19 protein-coding genes, 3 pseudogenes and 1 riboswitch are annotated in these 23,312 nt (G+C 39.4%); of the genes and pseudogenes, 10 read left to right on the forward strand and 12 right to left on the reverse strand.

Features of this window, described 5'->3' with window-relative positions; translation table 11 throughout:
* Positions 1-254 precede the first annotated feature (254 nt).
* On the reverse strand, positions 255-758 hold the full coding sequence (locus Q8G36_RS18075) for a DinB family protein (protein WP_305162248.1): 504 nt from the start codon (positions 756-758) through the stop codon (positions 255-257).
* A 477-nt stretch (positions 759-1,235) separates the two neighbouring features.
* On the opposite strand from Q8G36_RS18075, the gene Q8G36_RS18080 reads away from it, so the two are divergent.
* The 5 genes from Q8G36_RS18080 (at position 1,236) to Q8G36_RS18100 (ending at position 8,761) form a co-directional block, all read left to right on the forward strand.
* Positions 1,236-2,099 carry a MerR family transcriptional regulator gene (locus Q8G36_RS18080; RefSeq protein ID WP_305162247.1) on the forward strand — a complete coding sequence of 288 codons (864 nt, stop codon included), beginning with the start codon at positions 1,236-1,238 and terminating at the stop codon, positions 2,097-2,099.
* Between the two features lie 558 nt (positions 2,100-2,657).
* Complete coding sequence (locus Q8G36_RS18085; protein WP_305162246.1) at positions 2,658-4,001, forward strand: APC family permease; 1,344 nt, start codon at positions 2,658-2,660, stop codon at positions 3,999-4,001.
* 33 nt (positions 4,002-4,034) lie between these two features.
* Positions 4,035-5,645, forward strand: coding sequence for an amidohydrolase (locus Q8G36_RS18090; protein ID WP_305162251.1), 1,611 nt, complete (start codon positions 4,035-4,037; stop codon positions 5,643-5,645).
* Between the two features lie 100 nt (positions 5,646-5,745).
* A complete protein-coding gene (locus tag Q8G36_RS18095; protein ID WP_305162245.1) occupies positions 5,746-7,086 on the forward strand; it encodes an APC family permease in 1,341 nt (446 codons plus the stop codon).
* A 43-nt stretch (positions 7,087-7,129) separates the two neighbouring features.
* The gene (locus tag Q8G36_RS18100) at positions 7,130-8,761 is read left to right on the forward strand and encodes an amidohydrolase (protein ID WP_305162244.1); all 1,632 of its coding nucleotides are present in this window, start codon (positions 7,130-7,132) and stop codon (positions 8,759-8,761) included.
* 337 nt (positions 8,762-9,098) lie between these two features.
* Here Q8G36_RS18100 and Q8G36_RS18105 read toward each other — a convergent pair.
* Positions 9,099-10,093 (reverse strand): annotated as a pseudogene (locus Q8G36_RS18105) (D-cysteine desulfhydrase).
* A 495-nt stretch (positions 10,094-10,588) separates the two neighbouring features.
* On the opposite strand from Q8G36_RS18105, the gene Q8G36_RS18110 reads away from it, so the two are divergent.
* The 4 genes and pseudogenes from Q8G36_RS18110 to Q8G36_RS18120 form a co-directional block, all read left to right on the forward strand.
* Complete coding sequence (locus tag Q8G36_RS18110) at positions 10,589-10,813, forward strand: GntR family transcriptional regulator (protein ID WP_305275143.1); 225 nt, start codon at positions 10,589-10,591, stop codon at positions 10,811-10,813.
* 37 nt (positions 10,814-10,850) lie between these two features.
* Positions 10,851-11,201 (forward strand): FCD domain-containing protein, encoded by a 351-nt coding sequence (locus Q8G36_RS29340; protein WP_423806854.1) that lies wholly within the window; start codon positions 10,851-10,853, stop codon positions 11,199-11,201.
* Positions 11,202-11,648: 447 nt separating this feature from the next.
* A riboswitch (Lysine riboswitch) is annotated at positions 11,649-11,827 on the forward strand.
* A gap of 135 nt (positions 11,828-11,962) precedes the next feature.
* Positions 11,963-12,859, forward strand: coding sequence for a 4-hydroxy-tetrahydrodipicolinate synthase (gene dapA, locus Q8G36_RS18115; RefSeq protein WP_305162243.1), 897 nt, complete (start codon positions 11,963-11,965; stop codon positions 12,857-12,859).
* Positions 12,860-13,240: 381 nt separating this feature from the next.
* Positions 13,241-13,378 (forward strand): annotated as a pseudogene (locus tag Q8G36_RS18120) (IS5/IS1182 family transposase); the annotation flags it as partial.
* 578 nt (positions 13,379-13,956) lie between these two features.
* On the opposite strand, the gene Q8G36_RS18125 reads toward Q8G36_RS18120, so the two are convergent.
* The 9 genes and pseudogenes from Q8G36_RS18125 to Q8G36_RS18165 all read right to left on the reverse strand — a co-directional run.
* Positions 13,957-14,079, reverse strand: a complete 123-nt coding sequence (locus Q8G36_RS18125; RefSeq protein ID WP_305162242.1) for a hypothetical protein — start codon at positions 14,077-14,079, stop codon at positions 13,957-13,959.
* Between the two features lie 548 nt (positions 14,080-14,627).
* Positions 14,628-15,422 carry an XdhC family protein gene (locus tag Q8G36_RS18130; RefSeq protein ID WP_305162241.1) on the reverse strand — a complete coding sequence of 265 codons (795 nt, stop codon included), beginning with the start codon at positions 15,420-15,422 and terminating at the stop codon, positions 14,628-14,630.
* A 26-nt stretch (positions 15,423-15,448) separates the two neighbouring features.
* Positions 15,449-16,315, reverse strand: a complete 867-nt coding sequence (locus tag Q8G36_RS18135; protein WP_305162240.1) for an FAD binding domain-containing protein — start codon at positions 16,313-16,315, stop codon at positions 15,449-15,451.
* Positions 16,309-16,776, reverse strand: a complete 468-nt coding sequence (locus Q8G36_RS18140) for a (2Fe-2S)-binding protein (RefSeq protein WP_098175203.1) — start codon at positions 16,774-16,776, stop codon at positions 16,309-16,311. The genes Q8G36_RS18135 and Q8G36_RS18140 overlap by 7 nt, the downstream gene beginning before the upstream one ends.
* Entirely contained in the window at positions 16,773-18,932 is a 2,160-nt protein-coding gene (locus Q8G36_RS18145; RefSeq protein ID WP_305162239.1) for a xanthine dehydrogenase family protein molybdopterin-binding subunit, read from the reverse strand. The genes Q8G36_RS18140 and Q8G36_RS18145 overlap by 4 nt, the downstream gene beginning before the upstream one ends.
* A 135-nt stretch (positions 18,933-19,067) precedes the next feature.
* The gene (locus Q8G36_RS18150; RefSeq protein WP_305162238.1) at positions 19,068-19,667 is read right to left on the reverse strand and encodes a nucleotidyltransferase family protein; all 600 of its coding nucleotides are present in this window, start codon (positions 19,665-19,667) and stop codon (positions 19,068-19,070) included.
* Positions 19,668-20,076: 409 nt separating this feature from the next.
* Complete coding sequence (locus tag Q8G36_RS18155; protein ID WP_305162250.1) at positions 20,077-20,658, reverse strand: recombinase family protein; 582 nt, start codon at positions 20,656-20,658, stop codon at positions 20,077-20,079.
* Positions 20,659-21,097: 439 nt separating this feature from the next.
* Positions 21,098-21,883, reverse strand: coding sequence for an SDR family NAD(P)-dependent oxidoreductase (locus Q8G36_RS18160; RefSeq protein WP_251437955.1), 786 nt, complete (start codon positions 21,881-21,883; stop codon positions 21,098-21,100).
* A gap of 145 nt (positions 21,884-22,028) precedes the next feature.
* Positions 22,029-22,165 (reverse strand): annotated as a pseudogene (locus Q8G36_RS18165) (helix-turn-helix domain-containing protein); the annotation flags it as partial.
* Positions 22,166-22,657: 492 nt separating this feature from the next.
* On the opposite strand from Q8G36_RS18165, the gene Q8G36_RS18170 reads away from it, so the two are divergent.
* Complete coding sequence (locus tag Q8G36_RS18170) at positions 22,658-22,900, forward strand: hypothetical protein (protein ID WP_305162237.1); 243 nt, start codon at positions 22,658-22,660, stop codon at positions 22,898-22,900.
* 210 nt (positions 22,901-23,110) lie between these two features.
* Here the strand turns inward: Q8G36_RS18170 and Q8G36_RS29345 are convergent, their stop codons facing one another.
* Complete coding sequence (locus tag Q8G36_RS29345) at positions 23,111-23,287, reverse strand: SDR family NAD(P)-dependent oxidoreductase (RefSeq protein WP_423806855.1); 177 nt, start codon at positions 23,285-23,287, stop codon at positions 23,111-23,113.
* Positions 23,288-23,312: the final 25 nt, after the last annotated feature.

Raw genomic sequence — 23,312 nt, forward strand, 5'->3', positions numbered from 1 at the left:
GAAAGCCGAGGAGGCTCCCCGACCGCCCGCGGAAAGCGAGTGCCTGGAGTGGAAATCAACGTCCAAATTGTACAAGCCATAAAAATAGACAAACTCGATTTTCATCGAGTTTGTCTACAGTCTGAAGCACCCTTCAAAGGATGCTTTAACATATTATTAACTAAATGGTAAAATCGAGCTCGGATTTAATTATTCCAATGGCGCCCGTTTGTTGAAGTTCATTACTTAAACTTTACTTAAGCTTCCGCATGTTTTTAAAGTGGTGGATTTTGCACACCTAGATGAATCCAATCTTCTTTTGGCGGTCCATAAACACCAGAAGGTTTTATTCCTGCTTGACGCATCAGAATCGTAACTTGTCCGCGATGATGAACAATATGCTTGATTAGCCCCATAAGGATGGAAGCATTTGTTTCCTGTCTTCCAAACGCTTCTTGTATTTGCTCTAGGGATTCATCTGTCCATTGATGTTCAATAATTTCGGCTGCGTGAGAACTTACATTTTTAAAAGTGATAGCAATTTCCTGGGCTGAAGATGGAACGTTTTCCGAACTTTCTATCCGGTCTATCTTTAACCCGAAATGAGCTAGATAATCTGGAATGCTCGTGGTGAAATGCCACGCAATTCTTCCTAAAGTGCGACCTTCAGGATAAACTTGTTGTTCTAATGAATCATCAGTCAAACGATCCAAAACATTTTGAGTCAGTATGGCTTCTTTATTCCATTCTTTAATAAAATCTGAAATTGTAATATACATATAATGCCTCCCCTATTTCGATAGATAATTACTTACTCAAAGCACATTATAAAACATATGTTCCCTCATTACAAATTCCTTATTAAGTTGAAATAAATAATATCCGTTCTAACCAGTTGAATTTGAAAGTAAACTTTTAGTCTTCTTAACCATCATTGACTTTATGTATAAATTGTTGTTAAAACACTTTTGTCCAATTGGCAAACCTTCAGAAATTCCGTTTGCTTTTACTTTGTCCTGTGCCTCCTGAAAGTAAACAATTTTTGGTATTCCCATCCTTCAAGAGTTGAAATGGATAACCTAGGTCCATAAAAATGCAGACACAAGCTTTCCTTCCATTATTCGACTTAAACCTGGAAGTGCAATGCTCTACGAATCATCCTACTACTAGCTATACACAACCAGAATCAGTACTTATAATAAGGGTAATCATGTTATTAATATATATAAATTCAGTGTTGGTTAGGAGAAAAAGCCATGCAAAATAAGCTGAGTATAGGGGAAATGGCGAAGTTGCGAAGCGTAACGGTAGATACATTGCGTCATTACGATAAAATTGGATTGCTAAAGCCTTATCATATTGACCCCGAAACTGGCTATCGTTATTACTCCATTTCCCAGTATGAAGTTCTCGGAACGATAAAAGAATTAAGGAGAATTGGGTTTTCCTTAGGGGAAATCAAGCAATTCCTTACGAATCGCAATGTCAAAAAATCGGTTCAATCACTTAAAGAATCAATGGCCAATATACAGGAAGAAATTAAGAAATTGCAAGATATCCATAATATATTGTTGACCCGATTATACAATATTGAACATTTCACAGACAGTTACAGGAATTCGGATATCGTGATAAAACAATTTGAAGAACGGGAATACATCCAGCTAGCCAGGTCGGTAAGTTGGGAGGATACAGAAAGTCTTTATCTAGGATTTTTGGAGCTCGAAAACAGGATTGGTGGAACCATACCTGCACTGGCCAGCAATAAATTTGGAGATTTCATCAATAAAGAGTACTTTGATAAAATTCGTCAATCATCTGACTTTTCCGGTAACCTAGGTGCCTATCAATCTCAATTATTCATTCTTGTTCAGGATGGAGAGTCCGAGCAACCAACCCAAAAAATTGAAAAAGGGCAATTTTTATGTTCCTACTATGGAGGGCTCACAAGGGAGAAAATGTTAAGCCAGCTAAAAAAGCTGCTCCATCATTGCGATACTCATGGCTATGTTATTACCGGTGATGCCTTTCGAATTATGCAGGTTGACATTTCTTTGACCGATCAATATGATGAAGCTTTTTATGAAATACAAATTCCGATTCAAGATAAAGTAAACTAGCAGTAAGCAGCCTTTGAAATGAAAGTATTATCATTTCAAGGCTGTTTTTTTTGTATGGTAACTGTTTACTCTGGTGTTAGACGAGACTTTATAATGGATGTATACATACTGAATGGAGTGATGCTTACCTAAATTAAAACAGCAAGGCATTATTTGAAAATATCATTATGTTCTAAGGAGTGATGCCATTTATTAAAAAGTTTAAAATCAAAAAAAGACAAGGCCCTTACAATTTTGTTCCTTGCCTTTTACTACTCTTCATTACCAATTCCTCTATGCGGCCTATTAGAGACAGCTTTCTTAGTAATTAAAAACGGAATTTTGAGAACGGTTACAAACCATTCAGCGATAGCTGAAGCAGTTGCCATTCAATTATGCACAATACTTTTCATGTTGGTTATTGTCAAAAACAAGCCCATAAAGGAATAACTTTTCCATTACCAGATATTAATAGAATTTCATATGTAGAATTCTGAATAATCTGATTTATATCGGGATATGCAGCAATAAATTTTAACTACCGATCGTTAGCCAAAAAATCACAAGGAGGATTGATTGATGGAATATACGAATTCAGCAACTCTTAAACGTACTCTTACTTTGAAGTATGTCGTTTTTTTCGGATTGGCTTTCATGGCGCCAAAAACGTTTTTCTCAACATATGGGGTTGCTGTACACAGCACCAACGGGATGATGCCAACGGCTTATGCCATTGCTTTAGTTGTCATGTTATTTACAGCTTATAGCTATGTTCAATTAGTGAAAGCGTTTCCGAACGCAGGGGCAGCATATACGTTTACTCAAAAATCAATAAGTCCACATATTGGGTTTATCGTTGGTTGGACAATCATCATTGATTATATTTTTAGCCCGATGATCAGCGCCCTAATCGTAGGAATTTCACTGAAAGCTTATTTTCCATCCATTCCGATGTTTGTTTGGATCATTTTATTTATTGTGATTATTACGACTGTCAACATCCTTGGCATTAAATTAGCGGCGAAACTTAATATGTATATGCTTTTCTTGCAATTTTTATTGTTTGTACTATTTTTTATTTTGTCCATTAAAGGGCTTCTTGCAGGAAAAGGAACAGGGACATTATTTTCCACCGTTCCCTTTTATGATCCTGAAATTAGCGTACCTACTCTTCTATCCGTCATACCTATTCTATGTTTTAGCTTTTTAGGCTTTGATGCAGTAACTACATTGTCAGAAGAGACGAAGAATCCTACGAAAACGTTGCCAAAAGCGATCTATTACATAACGATGATTGGCGGACTTTTATTTATTACAGGTTCTTATTTTGCACAACTAATATTTCCGGAGTTTCATTCTTTCAATAACCCTGAATCCGCCTATTTAGAGATCGCGATGTATATCGGCGGAAACATTTTTGTGAGCTTCTTTGTAGCAGTAGGGCTAACATCCACTACTGCTTCAGCCGTTGCATCGGGAACGAGCGCCTCTCGTATTTTGTATGCGATGGGAAGGGAAAATGTATTGCCGAAAAAAATCTTCGGCTATCTATCCCCAAAATACCGGACACCAGTGTTCAATATTTTACTCATTGGTGTGGTTGCGTTAAGTGCTCTTTTCTTAAATCTAACGACTGCCGTATCGCTTATTAGTTTTGGAGCGTTATTTGCCTTTTTCTTTGTGAATCTTTCGGTTGTTTCTTACTATTTTATCCAACAGAAACAGAGGTCTTTTAAAGGAACGATTCAATTTTTGATTATCCCGCTTATTGGTGCAGCACTAATTGGATTGTTTTTTATAAACTTAGATATACATTCACTAATCCTAGGTGGAACTTGGCTTTTTGTCGGATTTATCTACCTATTAAACTTAACAAAAATGTTTAGACAGCCGCCTCCTGAGCTTGCCTTTGAAGAAGCTTAATTATAGAGCCATAAAAGAAGGGAATGATTGATGATGAGTCAACAACTAGCTGACTTAATTATTTCAAGTAATACTGTTTTTACAGGTCTTTCCGATCAACCTGAACCCGCTTCTATTGCGATTAAGGACAACAAAATTGTTGCGATTGGTTCTGAGGAAGAAATTAAACACTACGCAGGTGAGCACACGAAAATCTATCAGTTTAAAGACCAATTAATATTGCCAGGATTCCATGATTTCCATCTTCATATTATGCAAGGTGCCGTTGCCCTCAATAGTGTCAATCTGTTCGCGGCTCGTTCAGAAGATGAAGCGCTAGAAATGATTAGCGAATTCGCCGAATCAAAACCAGAAAATCAATGGGTAATCGGATTTACATGGGATGCAGGTTATTGGGATACACAACAATTACCGACTCGGCATTCATTGGATCGCATTCTTCCTGATCGTCCAGTACTCATGTTTCACGCTGAAGGCCATTATGCATGGGTGAATACGAAAGCATTGGAGATTGCAAATATTACTCTTAATACGGAAAATCCTTCTTATGGCATTATTGATAGAGACGAAAATGGAGAACCCAATGGTATTTTATATGAAAAAGCAATGGATGCTGTTATCCGTCATGCATTCAATTTTTCAAATGCACATAAGAATGAAATCTTCTCTAATTTCTTGGAACACGCATCAAGCTTAGGGGTAACCGCTGCCCATGACTTACATGGTTTAAAAACAATAGAATCTCTCGATGTTTTCAAAGAATTTGAAGAAAAAGGTAAATTAACAACGCGTATTCACTTATGGCCTGCTTTAAATGGCGATCTTGAGCACTCCAAACAATTGCGAGAGACTTATCAATCAGATAAACTCCGTGTGTCAGGATTGAAACAATTTATCGATGGCGTCATTACCGCTCGCACAGCTTATTTACTCGAGCCTTATGCGGATCAACCAGAAACACGTGGTGAGACGTCTTTCCCTCCTGAAACGATCAAAAAATGGGTCGTTGATGCCGATAATGAGGGCTTCAGCATTCGTTTTCATGCGATTGGAGATGGAGCGATTCGTCTTGCTTTAGATGCCTATGAGGAAGCGCAACAGGCAAATGGTAAACGAGATTCACGGCATTCCGTCGAACACATTGAAGTGATTCATCCAGATGATATCCATCGTTTCAAAGAGCTTGGTGTAACTGCTTCGATGCAGCCAGACCACTTGGCGATGTCAGAAAGAGGAATTTACACCGAGCGAATTGGTACTGAACGTGAAAAGCATGTTTTCTCGATTAATGCATTGCAAAAAGCCGGAGCGAATTTGGCATTTGGTACGGACTTCCCGATTGATATCCTTAATCCGCTTCTACAAATCTATCGTGCAGTAACGAGAATCGACAGCAGCGGAAAAACGGTATGGCATCCACATGAACGCATCACACTAGCAGAAGCACTGAAAGCTTATACAGCCGGACCCGCTTACGGTGCATGTAGAGAGCAGGAATTAGGGACATTGGAAGTAGATAAGCTTGCAGATATTGTAGTCTTGGAGCGAAATCTCTTTGAAGTACACGTGGAAGAAATACCAGATACTAAGGTACTGTTAACGATCGTGGATGGAAAAGCAGTTTATGATATTCTGGGGCATTAATAAACGGCTTTAAATTAAAAAGCACCACTAAAGAGCGGCTTTATCACCTTACGTTTACTTTCAATATCGATGTAGCCATTTAAATCAGGGGGACTGATATATGAATACAAACTCACCAACTCTTAAACGTTCACTTCCATTAAAATATGTTGTGTTTTTTGGTTTGGCCTTTATGGCTCCAACTACTTTGTTTTCAACATATGGAGTTGCTGTTCATAGCACGAACGGGATGATTACTACTGCTTATATCGTTGCCTTTATCGTTATGTTATTTACAGCCTACAGCTATGCGCAAATGGTCAAAGCCTTTCCAAATGCGGGTGCAGCCTATACGTTTACGCAAAAGTCCCTAAGTCCTCACATTGGTTTTCTCGTAGGTTGGACCATCATACTGGATTATATGTTCAGTCCAATGATTAGTGCTCTATTGTTAGGAATTGCAATGAAGGCCTATTTCCCTATGATTCCTATGTACATTTGGATTATTCTCTTTATCGTCACGGTTACGATTATAAATATTCTTGGTATTAAGGTAGCGGCTAAGCTTAATATGGGGCTTCTATTCTTGCAATTCGGAACACTTGCGTTGTTCACCATTTTTTCAATAAAGGGGCTTTTAAATGGTCAAGGTGCAGGAACGCTTTTTTCGATCCTTCCGTTTATTGATTCAAATATAAATATGCCGGGCTTCATGTCCATAATCCCTATTTTATGCTTTTCCTTTTTAGGGTTTGATGCAGTAACAACACTTTCTGAAGAAACGAAAAACCCTCGAAAATCTATACCTAGGGCTATTTATCTTGTAACAATCATTGGTGGATTATATTATTTTATTGGTTCTTACTTTTTACAGCTTGTCTGGCCTGACTACCAATCATTTAAAGCCCCGGAAGCTGCCTATATGGAAATTGCAATGTATATCGGGGGTAACTTTTTGATAAGTTATATCCTTGCTGAAGGAATTATGTCAAGTTTTTCATCAGCTATTGCGTCAGGAACAAGTGCTTCACGCATTTTATTTGCAATGGGACGTGAACGAGTACTTCCTGCCAAAATATTTGGATATCTTTCTCCTAAATATCGCACACCTGTCTTCAACATATTAATTATAGGAGGCGTTGCTTTAAGCGCACTTTTCTTAAGCCTTACAACTGCCGTATCTCTTATAAATTTTGGTGCATTATTCGCTTTTACTTTCGTTAATCTTTCGGTTATCGCTCACTATTATTTCCGAAAAAAGCAGCGTTCCTTAATGGGGACAATTCGGTACCTTATAATTCCGTTAATTGGTGCTTCTCTTACAGGATTTTTTTGGATAAAGTTAGACATCTACTCGTTAATACTAGGAGGAACTTGGTTTGCGATCGGATTTGTATACCTTCTTAACCTTACGAAAATGTTTAGACAACCGCCTCCTGAGCTTGCCATTGAACAAGCTTAATAATAAGGAAGCTACTCTAAAGAAGTGAAAGGAATGATAGATAATGAATCAACAACTAGCTGATGTAATTATTTCAAGTAATGCTGTATTTACAGGTCATTATGATCAACCGGAGCCCGCCTCAATTGCGATTAAGGACAACAAAATCATTGCGATTGGTTCTGAGGAGGAGGTTAAACCTTATTCAGGCGAGTATACGAAAATCTATCAATTTAATGACCAATTAATTATACCGGGTTTTCATGATTTCCATCTTCACATGATGGATGGAGCTGTTTCGATGAATAGCGCCAATTTATTCCCAGCTCGTTCAGAAGAAGAAGCGTTAGAAATGATTCGTAAATTTGCCGAATCACGCTCGGAAGATCCATGGATAATCGGCTCTTCATGGGATGCAGGATATTGGGATACGCAGCAATTACCGAATCGATATTCATTGGACCGTATTCTCCCCGACCGTCCGGTGCTTATGTTTCACGCCGAAGGTCATTACGCATGGGTAAATTCAAAGGCACTTGAAATCGCTAATATTACCCGTCATACGGAAAACCCTTCGTATGGAATGATTGGAAAAGACGAAAATGGAGAACCTAATGGTCTTTTATACGAAAAAGCAATGGACGCGGTTATCCTCCATGCCTATGATTTTACAAAAGAACAAAAGAGAGATCTTTTCACGAATTTCCTCACTCATGCGGCTAGTTTAGGAGTAACATCCGTCCACGACTTATTCGCAATAGAAGCATTGGAAAAGATTAATGATTATGATGTTTTCAAAGAATTTGAAGACAATGGAGATTTAACAGCCCGTATTCATTTATGGCCAGCTTTAAATGGCAATCTTGAACGTGTCAAACAATTGCGAGATACGTATCAATCGGATAAACTTCGTGTGTCAGGACTTAAACAATTTATCGATGGCGTCATTACAGCCCGTACCGCTTATTTACTTGAACCTTATGCTGATCAACCGAAAACACGAGGTGAATCATCGTTCCCTCCTGAAACAATCAAAAAATGGGTCGTTGATGCTGATAAGGAAGGCTTCAGCATTCGTTTTCATGCCATTGGCGACGGAGCGGTTCGCCTTGCTTTAGATGCCTATGAGGAAGCCCAAAAGACAAACGGTAAACGAGATTCGCGTCATTCTGTTGAACACATTGAAGTGATCCATCCGGATGATGTTCATCGTTTCAAAGAGCTAGGCGTCACTGCTTCAATGCAGCCGGATCACTTTGCTATGTCCGAAAGAGGTGTTTACACCGAGCGCATTGGTACTGAACGAGAAAAGCATGTTTTCTCGATTAATACATTGAAAGAGGCCGGAGCGAAATTGGCATTCGGAACGGACTTCCCAATCGATACCCTTAATCCGCTTCTACAAATCTATCGTGCAGTAACGAGAATCGACAGCAGCGGAAAAACGGTATGGCATCCACATGAGCGCATCACACTTGCCGAAGCATTGAAAGCTTATACAGCCGGATCCGCTTATGGTACATTTAGAGAGGAAGAACTGGGTACATTAGAAGTAGGAAAACTTGCAGATATCATAGTATTAGAACGAAATCTCTTTGAAGTACCCATGGAGGAAATTCCTAATACAAAGGTACAGCTAACGATCGTTGATGGAAAAGTTGTTTTTGATCATACGACGTCTTTAATCGAAAAGTAATATAATTATTAAAAGAGGATCCTACAACTGTAGAATCCTCTTTTGTCCATGGACAATAGTCTATTCCGCTACCAATACGTGAGCACATGGGGAACCGGCTCCATAATCAAATAGTTTTCTGTGCTCTCCCCTTGACCATTATTTCAGTTAAATTCCATCAAGACGCAATAACCATGTCTACTTTATTGAAAAAAAGTGGGAATTAGGCTACATGCATATTAAATATAGGAAGAATCGTTTAGAATACCCCATTACTTCTGTTGTCTTGGCATTTGAGCTATGCAAATGAGCAAGCTTTTCTCCACTTTAACATTAGAATTTATAATATAATAACATTTCAATTAAAGAGAGAAGTATTGGCATATAACGATGAAGCACCACCAGAGTGAACAAATAGAATGTTATCCTCCGGCTTAAAGGTGCCTTTTTGTATTAAATCGATGAGTCCCGCTGCCGCTTTACCCGTATACACCGGGTCCAGCAAAATCCCTTCTGTTCTTGCCATTAGCTTGACTGCTTCCACCATTTCAGGTGTAGGCAAAGCATAACCCGGTCGGACATACTCATCAAAACACGTAACAGCCTTACGAGGAATTGAATTTGAAATGCCGATGTGTGTTAAAGTTTCTTTAACAAGCTGAAAAACTTTCTCTTCTTGCTCAGCTTTTCCTCTGCTTACGTTTATTCCAATTACTGATACTCCACTTTGATTACCATGAAATCCTGCCACCAAACCAGCATGCATTCCCCCACTGCCGCTTACACAAATAACTGCTTTCAAATCAATCCCTTGCTCAAAGGACTGTGCCAAGATCTCCTGAGCGCATGCAACGTATCCCGTTGCACCAATGACATTCGATCCCCCCACCGGAATGATGTAAGGTCGATGTCCTTTCTCTGTTACCTCTTTAGCCACTTTCTGCATTTCTTGCATTAAGTCCGCTCCATTAGGTACAACTATAATTTGGTCCGCCCCCAATAAATGATAGAGAAAATAATTACCGTTAAAATCCGGCTCTGCATTTTTTGAAAGTCCCTCTTCCAACACAAGGATGCACTTCATTTTCTCTTTAACGGCAGCAGCTAGTGTCAAGCGGCAATGATTTGATTGAATGCCTCCACATGTAATCAACGTATCCGCTCCTTTTTCCAAAGCATCGGCAACAAGGAATTCCAGTTTTCTTGTTTTATTTCCCCCAGCCGTCAGACCAAGCATATCATCTCGTTTAACGTAAATGGATGGTCCCCCAAGAACTTCAGAAAAATGATCTAATCTCTCAACTGGTGATATGTCGGTGTATATCGCTTTCTGGGAAATTGTGCTAAATTCATTTTAAAACTCCTCCTGTATCCTCTATGTATATTAAATAAAAGAAAATATCAATCTGACGTTCACTTTGTTTAAAATAAACTTCGATTTCAATCATAGCATCTTTATGTAATCCAGCAACATGAATCTCACTTCTACCATGGTTATCTTTTACAAATAATTTCCATATACATCATTCATCGCGGCAAAGTGATTCCCTATCAAAACCGATGTTTATATAACCTACTGTAAGTTTGCTTCCGCTTACTCTATGACACCCTTGTTTTCCCAAAAAGTATCAGGCAGTTTCCCAGTTTCAGCATGGATGGGGGCTTCCCTGAATTTTATCCCCTGCCAATATGGACAGATAGCCTTGTGAGCGTCTTTAGTAATAATAGTTTCATCCATCCCATTGAATTGTATAAATAATCAAAAGTATGAAGCATCGAAATGACTTCAATCGTTTCTTAAGATAGAATAAATATACTTGTATATAATTGGATTTCGAAAGGAGCAGCATGGAAACCAATCACTATCAATATATTACAGTACAAATAGAACATTATTCCTCTAAGCCCTTAAGGGAAGCTATATTTTTTGTTATAAAAAATGCGTTCATTGAAGGGATATTTTTGCCTGGAGACCGTTTAACGGAGGATGATATTGCCCAGCAATTCAATTGTAGCCGTACACCGGTTCGTGAAGCTTTGAGGAAATTGGAACAGAAAATTTGCTTAAGGTGAAACCTGGTATACGGATGGTCATATCCAATGTGAAGGAATTACGGAAGAGGAATTTAAAAAACTGGAATGGGCAACGGATAAACTGCAACAGGCAATTAATAGTAATGACCGAATAGCGGCAAGCCGTGCAAACATTGAATTTCACCGCTTATTATATTCCTACTCGAGAAATACTTTTCTCCAAAAGACTACGGATTCATTATGGCTTTCTTTTCGAATTTCCTTTTTGTCCGCCCGTAATGAAGATGTTACAATGGTTGATAAATCTTGGTATGAGGAAAGAAACAACGAGCACCTACAGGTAATCCATGCCATTCGCGACAAAGATGCAGAAAAAGCAATAAAGGTCAATTCGATCCATATCCAAAAAACTATGATTATTACCTAGATTACATAACGTGTATCACAATAAAATTTACATAAAAGGGTTCCTTTTTGAGTTTTTTAATAATGTTAATATTCATAATTATTTGTCATTTTTTTCGTTTGTTGTTAAATTTTTCACTTTTATTCCAACCATAAAAGGCCATGGTTGAAGTCCCCTTCCTGCCCACCATAAAAAGTATACAAGGGAATACCGTTAGAGGAAATTAGGGATTTTTTATCAGGAAGATCAGTCTTATAAAAGGGTGAAACTTTTCATACAGTTTGTTTTATAAACTATTATATTGAGTTTACATAATAACTAAAAAAGATGCATCCAATCCAATACTGTAGCCATTTCCAACGATTATCCATGTATTTTTTAAAAAAACTTCAAAATTGGCCTTGCAATAGAAAGGATTCCTTGTTATATTACAGTCAATTAAATATTTTCTTACTTCATACTTTTTGAAGTGAGGATAGAGGAGCAAAGACCATTAGTACACATTTTGAGGAGAATGAGATCCTATGACTATTGTGGAAAGGGGGATTTGCCGAAGCGGAAAGAATCTCATGTTCTTGAAGCTGGTTCTGCTATTGAATAAATACAGGACTGTCATATAGGAAACTATATGGAGGGCTATCTTACGCGCGGAAACATTTTTTTGATAAACATTGTTTCTACTGCAGCAGCGAATCCTCGTTGTTGCTTTTTTGCGTTTATTCCTGAATGGCCCTAACCACCTCTGAATTTTTTAAAAAAATTATAAAAAAGGGTGTGAAGTTATGAATTTTGGCCAAGTTTTAACCGCAATGGTTACCCCGTTTGATCATAATAATGAGGTTGATTTTAATGCTACGAGAACTTTAGTAAATTATTTAATTGCTAATGGTTCTGATGGATTAGTTATAGCTGGTACAACTGGAGAGTCTCCTACATTAACTGCAGAAGAGAAAGTTGATTTATTCAAACTTGTTGTAGAAGTTGTTAATGGAAGAGTTCCAGTCATAGCTGGAACTGGCTCAAATAACACGAAAGCTTCTATCAACTTAACACGGCAAGCAGAGGCAGCAGGAGTCGACGGAATCATGCTCGTTACCCCCTACTATAACAAGCCGTCTCAAGAAGGATTATTTCAGCACTTTAAGGCTATTGCCCAATCAACATCTTTACCGGTAATGCTCTATAATATTCCAGGACGAAGTGTCGTAAACATGTCAGTAGAGACGATTGTTAACCTCTCAAAAATCAACAATATTGTGGCAGTAAAAGAGGCAAGTGGTGACTTAGATGCCATGGCACAAATCATTAGCAAAACAACTGGTGATTTTACATTGTACAGCGGCGATGATGGGTTAACATTACCGGTTCTAGCCATCGGTGGAACAGGCATTGTTTCGGTCTCTTCACATATAATTGGAAATGAAATGCAAGAAATGATTAATAGCTATAAAAATGGCGATGTCCATGGTGCTGCTTCGAAACATCGTAACCTTCTTCCAATCATGAAAGCATTATTTGCGGCACCAAGCCCATCACCGGTAAAATCAGCATTAAATATGCGAGGGTTAAATGTTGGAGGTGTCCGCTTACCACTGGTCCCTTTAAACAATGAAGAAAAATTAGCACTACAAATAGCTCTACAACCTAGTAACGAAGAAGCTGTTTTGTTAAATAAATAAAGATAATGATTCATTCAGCTATACTTTAATACCGATTTTCTAATTAAAGACCATAATAAACGGGATAAAATTTTAAAAAGCAGTGCAACTCATAAAGAGTGCACTGCTCAGACTGTAGACAAACTCGATGAAAATCGAGTTTGTCTATTTTTATGGCTTGTACAATTTGGACGTTGATTTCCACTCCAGGCACTCGCTTTCCGCGGGCGGTTGGGGAGCCTCCTCGGCTTTCGCCTGCGGGGTCTCCCCTAGACGCGCTTTTCCCGCAGGAGTCTCGTACCTTCCGTTCCAATCAACTTTGTCTTACCTTTTAGATAGAACACTTTTGCCTGGAGTCATTTTTGTTTTAAAATAGAAGGATTAAAACTTGAGGTGATGAGGATGCTTTCTAAACATGATTCTATTCAGCGAGATCAACTTGAAATGATTACTTTAGATCAACTGGTGCCACCGAACCATTTGGTTCGTAAAATGGAGGCTGCCATTGACTTCACTTTCATTTATGACTTGGTGAAAGATATACAAAGTAAATACTTTCTGAAAGGGATGCAACTAAAACGAGGATAATCCCGATATTGAAAGAAAAACGTTCAGTTGACCCACCTAAAAAAAAATAAATGCCATGCAAATAAATAATTTTGACATAAAAAAAGAAGGCGTATTCGCCCTCTTCTACTAACTTAACTTAATTCCCTTTGTTTACAAGAGTACCTAATAGGTCAACAATATCTCCTAACTCCCCTATCATTTTATTCGTAAAACTGAAATTTTACGCAAAGATAATAAATTTGCCACACTCTCTTCCTCATCATAAATGTAGAGCTTATGCAAAATATGGTTTCAATTAGGCAGTAACTCTAGGACATAAGGAAACTACCTTAAAATTTATTGAGATCAATTTTAACATTATATATTCTAACGAGGTTCAAGGTCATGAATATGACCTTCTTTTTCGAGTGATAAATCAATAAAGAGAACTGATGTCGATATATCAGTTCTCTAGTAAAAATTTTTTTTATATTCTTTTTGTTATATGAGAAGAAATGTATAGTGGAATCAAAAAAATCAGTCCCTACTGAACCTTCCCATTATTCTTTCTAATCATTATTCTCTTGGTTATTCTTTTCTGACATTCGTCTTTGATTGGCTTTCGTCTTAGCATTCACATGGTTTGCATCATTTGGTTTATTTTTTTTAGAACCTCTTGCATCATTACTCATACTTATTCACCTCCCGTGGCAGCTTATATACGTTTGTTAGCTTACTCTTGCCTTCAAATTTTATACGCCTTACCTGGATGTAGCACATCGATAACTAGCAAAAAGACATCCCGTACAGACCGCGGACAACATTATTTCAATCACACAAAAAGAGCAAACCGTTTAGAGTCCGCTCTTGTAATGATTCAAAAATATCCCCATCAAAATTTATATCCCTTTGATATTCAAATTCAATTGCACCCTATTCACTGCGTGAAAACCGAAGAGGTCCTTATAAATGAATTCAGAAGTTGTAGCGTTACAAATACTCGATTAATCGCAGGATTTCATCACCCTTGAACCTCAGTGAAAAAGATCTTTAATAAAAGGATAGTTGTAACTATCTTTTCTCTGTGCCTGATTTTTTTGACCGCTTATCAAAAGTAATCCTCAAAGTTCATTCGGTCAGTCCCATTGAGTTAATACTTTAACACAGCGGGGACTGACCCCATTTTCTATTAGACATTTTGATTTTAGCTTTATCTGCCTCAGGTGTTATACCTTTCTACTTATCTATTTAATTGTTTAACTTTTACAGGCTTTTTTTCCTTGCTTACTTTGATGATTTGTCCGATAATACTGATAGCAATTTCTTCTGATGTTTCCGAGCCAATTTCCAATCCGATTGGAGAATGGACCTGCTCCAACTGTTCTTGCGTGACCCCTTCACTTTTTAACTTTTCAAATATGCTTATGACCTTGCGTTTACTGGCGACCATCCCAACATATGCAATCGGAAATTGCAGTGCCGTTTTTAATACAATATCATCACAATCTTTTGTAACAATTACAACATATGACTTTTCATTTAGATTGGCTGCGAGCAAAGCCTTTCCAATATCCTCGTTCACAAAAAGGTTTGTCGCATTAGGAAAGCGTTCCTTCGTACAATAACCAACGCGATCATCGACAATGCAATAAGGATATTCGAGGAAATCAGCGAGCTTTGCCAACGCATAGCCTAAATGACCGGCCCCAGCCAGAATGAGTTCAGGCCTGCTTGTATAGACTTCAATAAAGACCCGTAACGTGCCGCCACAATTCATCTGAATTCCGTCTTTTGCATGTTTATTCAATTTATATTCAACGATTTTCGATTGGCCATTTTGGATCGCCTTTACACTATCTTCGATCACATAGTGTTCAGCCAAGCCCCCTCCGACAGTCCCTTCATTGGTACCATCCCGGTAGACAATCATTTTTCCAACATGCCTGGGAGTCGAGCCCTTTGATTCAATAATCATGGCTAAAGCAAAGGTTTCGTTTTGACGCGTCAGCATGGCCACTTTTTCCATCACCAGCATGAAAAGCTCCCCCCTATTTTTAAAAATTAATTCGGTTGATATTGCTTCATGCTAAGAAAATAACGTAAAAGATGTAACGCAACGGTTTTTCTGTAAGCCGCAGTGGAGCGTTGATCGTCGATTGGTCTAATGATCTTATCGAAGGCTGCCACAACCGCAGCGATGTCTGCATCGGCTATTGGTATCGTTTTTCCAACCAGCTTCTTCTCAATATCAATGGAACGAACCATCGTAGGTCCGACTGCCCCGAAGGCAAATCGAATGTCATCGATTCGATCTTTGCTTATCCGGACGAAACCCGCAAACGATACTTTGGCAATGGCATCTGCGTTGCGGTTGCCGACTTTCTCGAAAACGACATGTGAATCTTCTAATACGAACGGCAGAATAATCTCCGTTACTATTTCATTGTGAACGCGTTGAACCCGTCGTGGACCATGAATAAAATCGCTAATCGCAACCATGCGATCACCATTTACGGAGCGCATCAGAAGCTTTGCATTGTATACATATAATAAAGGAAGCATGTCACCGGCTGGAGAGGCGTTGCAAATATTACCGCCTAATGTTCCCCGGTTTCTAATTGGCGGGGCAGCAATTGTTTTAATTGCATTCTTTAAAGCAAAAGGAATCAACGGATTTTCAAGTAATTCACTATAGGTACAGCAGGCCCCGATGTGGAGATCCTTGTGATGTTGATACACCTGCTTTAATTCGGAAAGATGATTAATAAAAACAATCGGTTTAGGGATTTTCGGAGGTACTCCCCTTCTACTTTTGTGAAGAACCATAACATCGGTGCCTCCGGCTATGATTGCACAATCTTCTCTATTCAATTGGCTCAACGTTTCGTCTAAACGCTCGAAGCGATACGCTGTTATTTTCTCTACCATAAGCCATCACCTTTTTTAGCTGCCAGGTTAATCGCCTCAACAATCATATTGTAGCCCGTACATCGGCACAGATTTCCGGAGATGCCTTCACGAATTTCAGCTTCTGAAGGATGAGGATTTTTAGATAACAAAGCTGCACTTGCCATAATCATCCCCGGAATGCAATAGCCGCATTGCACTCCCCCGGCGATGGAATAGCTCTCATCTAAAATTTTAAATTGTTCCGTTTCAATGATGCCTTCGATCGTTTGAATATCGGCACCAGCAATCGAGCCAATTGGAATAAGGCAGCTGTTTTGCAGGAGGTTATTCACAAAAACACTGCAGGCTCCGCACTCCCCTTCACCACAGCCTTCCTTTGTTCCGATTAACTCAAACTCATCTCTTAATAAATCTAGTAATCTTGCTGTAGCAGGGGCGTCAGTTTCCACCGTTCTTCCATTTAGTGTGAATTTAATCAACCCTCTTCACCTTCTTTCATCCAAAGACTTTCAATAATGACTTCCGGTGTAATCGGAATTTGCTGAAAAGAAGTTTGCAGGGCATCCTCGATCGCAGCTTGGACTGCTGGAGCGCCTCCGATTAAAGTCAATTCACCTGCGCCCTTCGCCCCGTATGGACCATCAGCATAGGGGTTATCAAAGACCTTGCTTTCAATTGAAACAACATCCAATGAAGTCGGCGGTCCATAATCCGATATGCTTTTTTGTTGGATTCTACCTTGCTTTGACGTCATCTTTTCTAGATAACCGTATGCTAGCCCTTGAGCCAAACCACCGTCAATTTGGCCTTTCATAATCCGTTCATCGATGACCTTCCCAACTTCATAATTGCCGTATACTTTTTCTAACTTAATATTTCCTGTCAACGTATCAACTTCTACTTCAACGATATTAACGCCCCATGAATAAGCCGGGTAGGCATCTCCAGTGAAGGTTTTCTCGTCCCAAGGAATCATTTCACGGTGAACATAGTGCTCAACTACTTCCTGTTCCACCCCTGTTTGCCACTGATCCTTAAGTTTTTTAGCGGCCCGTTCAAGCAATTTTCCGACAATCATCGTCGTCCTGGAAGCTACGGTCGGACCCGAGTCGGGAACCTCTTTTGTGTCGGGATAAGGGTACAAAATATCTTCGAACGGGAGGTTAAGTTCTTTGGCGACAATTTTACACAACGTCGTCAAAATACCTTGTCCCATATCAGAGTTTGAGATTTTTAGTGATACCTGGTCGTCCTTTGATTTAACCAGTTTCACCGTTGCTTTAATATGATCTCTTTCGCCACTGCCTGTAAATCCACAGCCGTGGAGGAACAGCGAAGTTCCTATGCCTTTTTTATAGCGCTGATTTTGTTGATTTAAGCGCTGAAAGTCTTCTTTTTTCTTTTTGTATTCTGACACGTTGAGTACGTCCTCAATCATTTCTTCCACTAATATCGGGTCGCGGAATTTACCTTTGGTGATGGTGGGGTCTCCTTGTTTGACGAGGTATTTTCGTTTATATTCAAGCGGGTCGATTTTTGCCAGTTTACTAAGATGTCCAATATGGCTTTCGATTCCGGCAAAGCTTTGTGGAGCACCAAAGCCTCTGAAGGCGCCGTTCGGAACGGTATTGGTTTTTAAGACATAGCCTTTTGCATGAAAATGCGGAATTTTATAAACACCGGCACTGTTTATTAATGCGCGCTGCAGCACGACAGAGCTCAATCCCACATTTGCCCCTCCATCGAGAAAGATGTCAACACACATGCTCAAAATATTTCCTTCCTTATCAAGGGCCGTTCGATATTTGAGTTTGGCCGGATGTCTTTTCGTCGTAACCAGCATATCCTCAGAACGGTCGAACACGAGCATGACCGATTTTTTGACTGCTCTTGCGGCAACGGCTACGTGACAAGCCATCATCGAAGGATAATCTTCTTTGCCGCCAAAACCTCCGCCGGTAGGACTTTGAACAACTCTGACTTCATCGTCACCACAAGCTAATGCGCTTAGCAATGCATTTTTTATATAATAAAGACATTGCATCGATCCCTGGACGACAATTTCATCATCCTTATAAACGGCGAGCATTCCTTGCGGCTCAAGGTAGACATGCTCCTGATAACCCGTATCATATTCTTCTTCGATGATTTGATGGGCTCCCTGCTCGATAACTGAAATGTTCTCTAAGCTTTCCCCAAATTCATAGCTTGCCAAAACTAAGGATACTGATTTTTGCTTGATCGCTTCGTCCAATGTATAGATAGCCTGATGTTCTTCAAATTCAACCTTCACTTCATTTAACAAACTGTACAGGATATCCAGGTCTTTGCCCGTGAGCATGAGAATCGGCTCACCAATATAATTGACCCACTCATTGGCAAAAATGGGCTGATCTTCTTTGATAATTTTGACATAATTCGGTCCGGGGATATGCTCTGCTCCAACAGCTTCATACCCTTCCGGAAGGTTAGGTAATTGAATGGATATGATTTTTCCATAAGCAATTGGCGATCGATACAAAACACCATAAACCATATTTTCCACTTTCACGTCACTGATATAGGGCAACTGGCCCGATACTTTACCTTTATGGTCCTTTTTGGGCACTGAGGTGCTTATGTCTTTGAGATTCATTGCAACAACACCCTTCGACTCATTTTTTTAAAGGGACATATTCTGAATAGAAACCTCTTCCTACGATTTTATCAATGAGAATGATCTTTTATGATTCATTTCTATTCAAGATTTTCGTAGTTTTTAATTATATTTTTACTTCGAGAAATTTAAAGCTTTATCATAATCAATTGCTTTTTGGTAATCCTCCGGTGTATCAACATCCATTAATACTCCCGCATCATCTACATTCATGTATTGCTTTTCGTAACCGCCCAGGGCCACACGCAAATTACTTTCTGGATTGGTTTCGAGAATTTTCTGTTTCACTTCACTTGATAATTTAATGGGATGGCCGCCTTTATAGTCAAAACTGGGAATAACCACGTTTCCTTTGTGTTTTGCTAGTAGCTGAACAGTCTCTTTTTTAACAAGCGGACAATCTCCGGGTGTTATAAAGAAGGTTGGGGCATTTACTTCGTTGCAGCCCTTTTGAATGGAATGAAACATTCCCTGGTTAAAGTTTTCATTATAAACAAACTTGATCTGAAATGAATAGGCATTTTTACTGATGATTTTGGCAATTTCCTCTTGGATGATTTCCGCTTGAAACCCAGCTACGACGATGACCCTGCTGCATAATCCTTCAAATTTAGAGATCGTTTGCTCCAACACGCTCATTTGCCACATCGGCAAAGTCATTTTAAATGCATTCGCTCGGCTGGAATATCCAGCAGCTAGAACGATTGCTTCCATGTTTGTCACCTTCTACCTATCATTTTTTTTAATTCTCACAATAAAAGCACAAGCGGAGTATGGATTTGCTGTATGGACTATTAAGAGATCATTGATTGTTTATGCTTTGAATTTTAATTAAAGAATCTGGATAGTGTTTTTTCTTTATATGCGTAAAAGCCTCATTATATTACTTATTAACCAACTTGATACTATTTTTAAATTATCAAAAGATATAAAAGGACAATACATCGTCCCTATTTTAAGAGAAAGAGTGTCAAGTATTGACCAAGGTTTAATCGAAGAAGCCGAAATTATTGAATTATCAGATAACGGTATTTTTTTTAGAATATAAAGATGCCTTTGCTCAACGGAAGCAAAGGCTCTTTTTGACGAGTTTCTTCTATTTTATTATGTATATTGTGATTTTTTAAAAGTCTTTTTCATAATCCTTAACCAACTTATAAAAAGTCGTTTTTTTAACGTCTAGTTCCGCCATAGCTTTAACTGCTGTAATTTCTCCTGATTTCCATAAATCATAGACTTTTTTAAACTCTTCCGTTACTTGAGCTTTCGGCCGACCGAAAGGAACACCATTCTGTATAGCCACATCAATTCCTTCACGCTGCCGTTTCCTAATACGGTACCGTTCCTCTTCCGCCATCCAGGAAAGGATCTGCAAAACTAAATCCGCAATGAATGTCCCTAAACTATCCTTAAATTGAGTGGTGTCCAACAGAGGCATATCCATCACAACTATATCTGCCTGAATATTTTTCGTGATGTCATTCCATTCTTGTAGAATTTCTTCCTTGTTTCGTCCAAAACGATCGAGTGAATGAATATAAAGGACATCTCCTTTTCGGATCATACGTTTTAATAGTTGATATTGTTCTCGGTCAAAATTTTTTCCACTTTGTTTATCTGTAAAGATATCTCGTTCATCAAGCCCTTTTTCTTTCATGGCCTGAAGTTGTCGTCCCTCATTTTGATCTTTGCTGCTAACTCTTATGTATCCGAATTTACGAACTCCATTTTTTCACTCCTTATTCTACTTACTTTCCTATTATTCTACAAAAAACGTTCGTAAAAGTGTATGTAAAATCACGAACGTTCATAAAGTGTTTTTTAACTTTAACGAACGTGAAAATGAGTTGATTTTATAAAAAAAAGAACCGTTCGTAAAAGTTACGAACGGATTTTATGCGATGACTGTTAAATGAATATGTGAGATTAGAATAATAATAGGGTAATCCTTAGAGGCTAAATAAAAGTCTCAATAAAGATCGGTTTTGGTTCTGGTTTAAAAATATCTTTTACCAAACAAAAAGGGGTTCGGAATGTTTTAATTCCGAACCCCTTTTGTTGACAAACTGAAGAGACCACGAGCTCTTGGCTGGGATGGCGCAGGCCGTGTAATCAACTGCCACTCCTGACCGCCCTCCATTAGGTCAATGTCCCGTTCTGTCCTGCATGGTTCTGACCATACGGGTCACCATCTTGCGTGGCATTAACCGCGGAATGAACGCCACAAACCGGTTGCGAGCCCCTGGCATTATGAGCGTCTTGCCGCGCAAGAAGCCTCGGTACCCTTCCTCAGCCACCTGCCCGGCTTCCATGATGGTACCACTCTGGAACAGCTTCGAGGCGCCCATACCCGAACGATCGACGAATCCGGTTGACGTCAGCCCCGGACATAGTGCCGTCACAGTCACGCCCGTGCCGCTCACCTCGTTCTCCAGAGCCTCGGTGAACGACAGCACGTACGACTTCGTCGCGTAGTAAACCGACATCATAGGTCCTGGGAAAAAACCCACCAACGAAGCCACATTCATGACGCCTCCTTGGCCCCGTTTGACCATATCTGGCAAGAACAGCTTCGTCATAACAGTCAGAGCCTTGATATTGACGTCAATCATATTCGTCTCTTGCTCCAACTTCGTTTCCAAGAATGTCCCGTACAAACCGAAGCCTGCATTATTGACAAGGTAGTCGACGACGATTCCCTTCTCCTTAAGCTCCGCGACAATCTCCTCCGGCACTCCGGGTGACGCTACATCCTTGGCGATGACCGTCGCTTGGACGCCATATTTTTTCCGATATTCTTTCGCCAACTCCAAAAGTTTACCCTCGGTGCGCGCCACCAGGACCATATCATGTCCATCTTTGGCGAAACGATCCGCCAACTCTTTGCCAATCCCACCCGACACTCCAGTGATAAGAACAGTTTTTCTCATTTTGCAGCCCACCTCTATTTTTAGTGTAAAACTTTAAACCGTTTTGCAGCGTTACTAACCTCGGATTGTGACTATGGATGTTGGTTATCCATATAGAAGAATCCGCTGGTCGGACCGTCATCAGGCAAAGTGGTTAGCTTCGCCTGTCATACAAGCTTCTGCGATGGATTCCCATATGCTCGACCAGATCGGTCATGGATGTCTTCTCGTAGCCCTGTTCCCAAAAAAGCCTCATAGCATATCCAATACCGCGGACTCTTCGAACGTTTTGCTTCTCGCCATTCCAACTCCCTCCCGTCGACATAATCTTTACGTAGGTTTTTATGTTCTTCGTAAATTTTTTCTAACTCTAAAATGTTGCTCAGGTTGATTAACTTCAGAGGAAAGACAAGTTTTAAGTTGAGAGTAGATACATGCTGACTTACAATCTGTATGCCAATATATCATAACCCGACCCCATGTTTTTGATGCCATTCGATTTATTATCTATGTCAAACAATCACATTGATAATCCATCAGTTTGTTATTTTTGCTAAACTACCTACTCCGTTAGGGGACAAAGATAAGTGGATGCCGCAGCCCCCATTCTCCAACAAATCATTCATAATATTAGTAAGTTGAAGTAGATACTCTTAATGGTAAACATGAGCTTCGATTAGAGAATGGATATATAGACACGGTTGATTTAGTCGTTGGTTCAGATGGTGCCTTTTCTATATTCGTTCCCTTCTCCAGATGCTGGCTCAATATACAGGGCTGACTATGGTGGAAATCATGTTGCAAGATGTTAAAACTAAACATCCTGAGATTGCTGCTTTTAATAGTCGAGGAAAATTATTTGCCCTTTCTGACCACAAGGGTATTATGGCTCAGTTAAACGGAGATGGTAATACCCTTGTATATTTAAGTTTTAAAGCTGCAAAAGAATGGTTGGATACTTGTGGCATTCCATTCGATCAACCTCAAGAAGCAAAAATGTACTTTCTCAACAATTTAAAGACTGGGATGACTCCTTAACAAACTATATTAAATGTGCAGAGGGTCCTCTTCTTCCACGACGTATTTATATGCTCCCTGTAGGTCTTACTTGGGATCATAAACCAGGCGTATCCAATTTCTGCGGTTAATTTTCCCCTGTGACTTCTTCAGCGAATAAATGGCATGCCAGCTGAGTTAAACAGGAGGTCTAGTTTCGGATACTGTTGTTTGATTTGATGCGTCAACTGGTCAACCGACTTCACTTAACTGACATCCGCAGCAATGCCGATTAAAATTAGGGTTTTCTTTGATTGCTTGGTCAATGTTTTGCTTCGAGCGACTAGTGACAATCACCGTGTTGCCCATTTTAAGAAACTTTTTCGCAATTGCCGAGCCTATACCAGACGTCCCGCCCTTTACTAAAATAGTTCGATTTGGTCAATATTATGTT

It is taken from the genome of Peribacillus frigoritolerans, from assembly GCF_030676415.1.
Classification (GTDB): Bacteria; Bacillota; Bacilli; order Bacillales; family DSM-1321; genus Peribacillus; species Peribacillus frigoritolerans_A.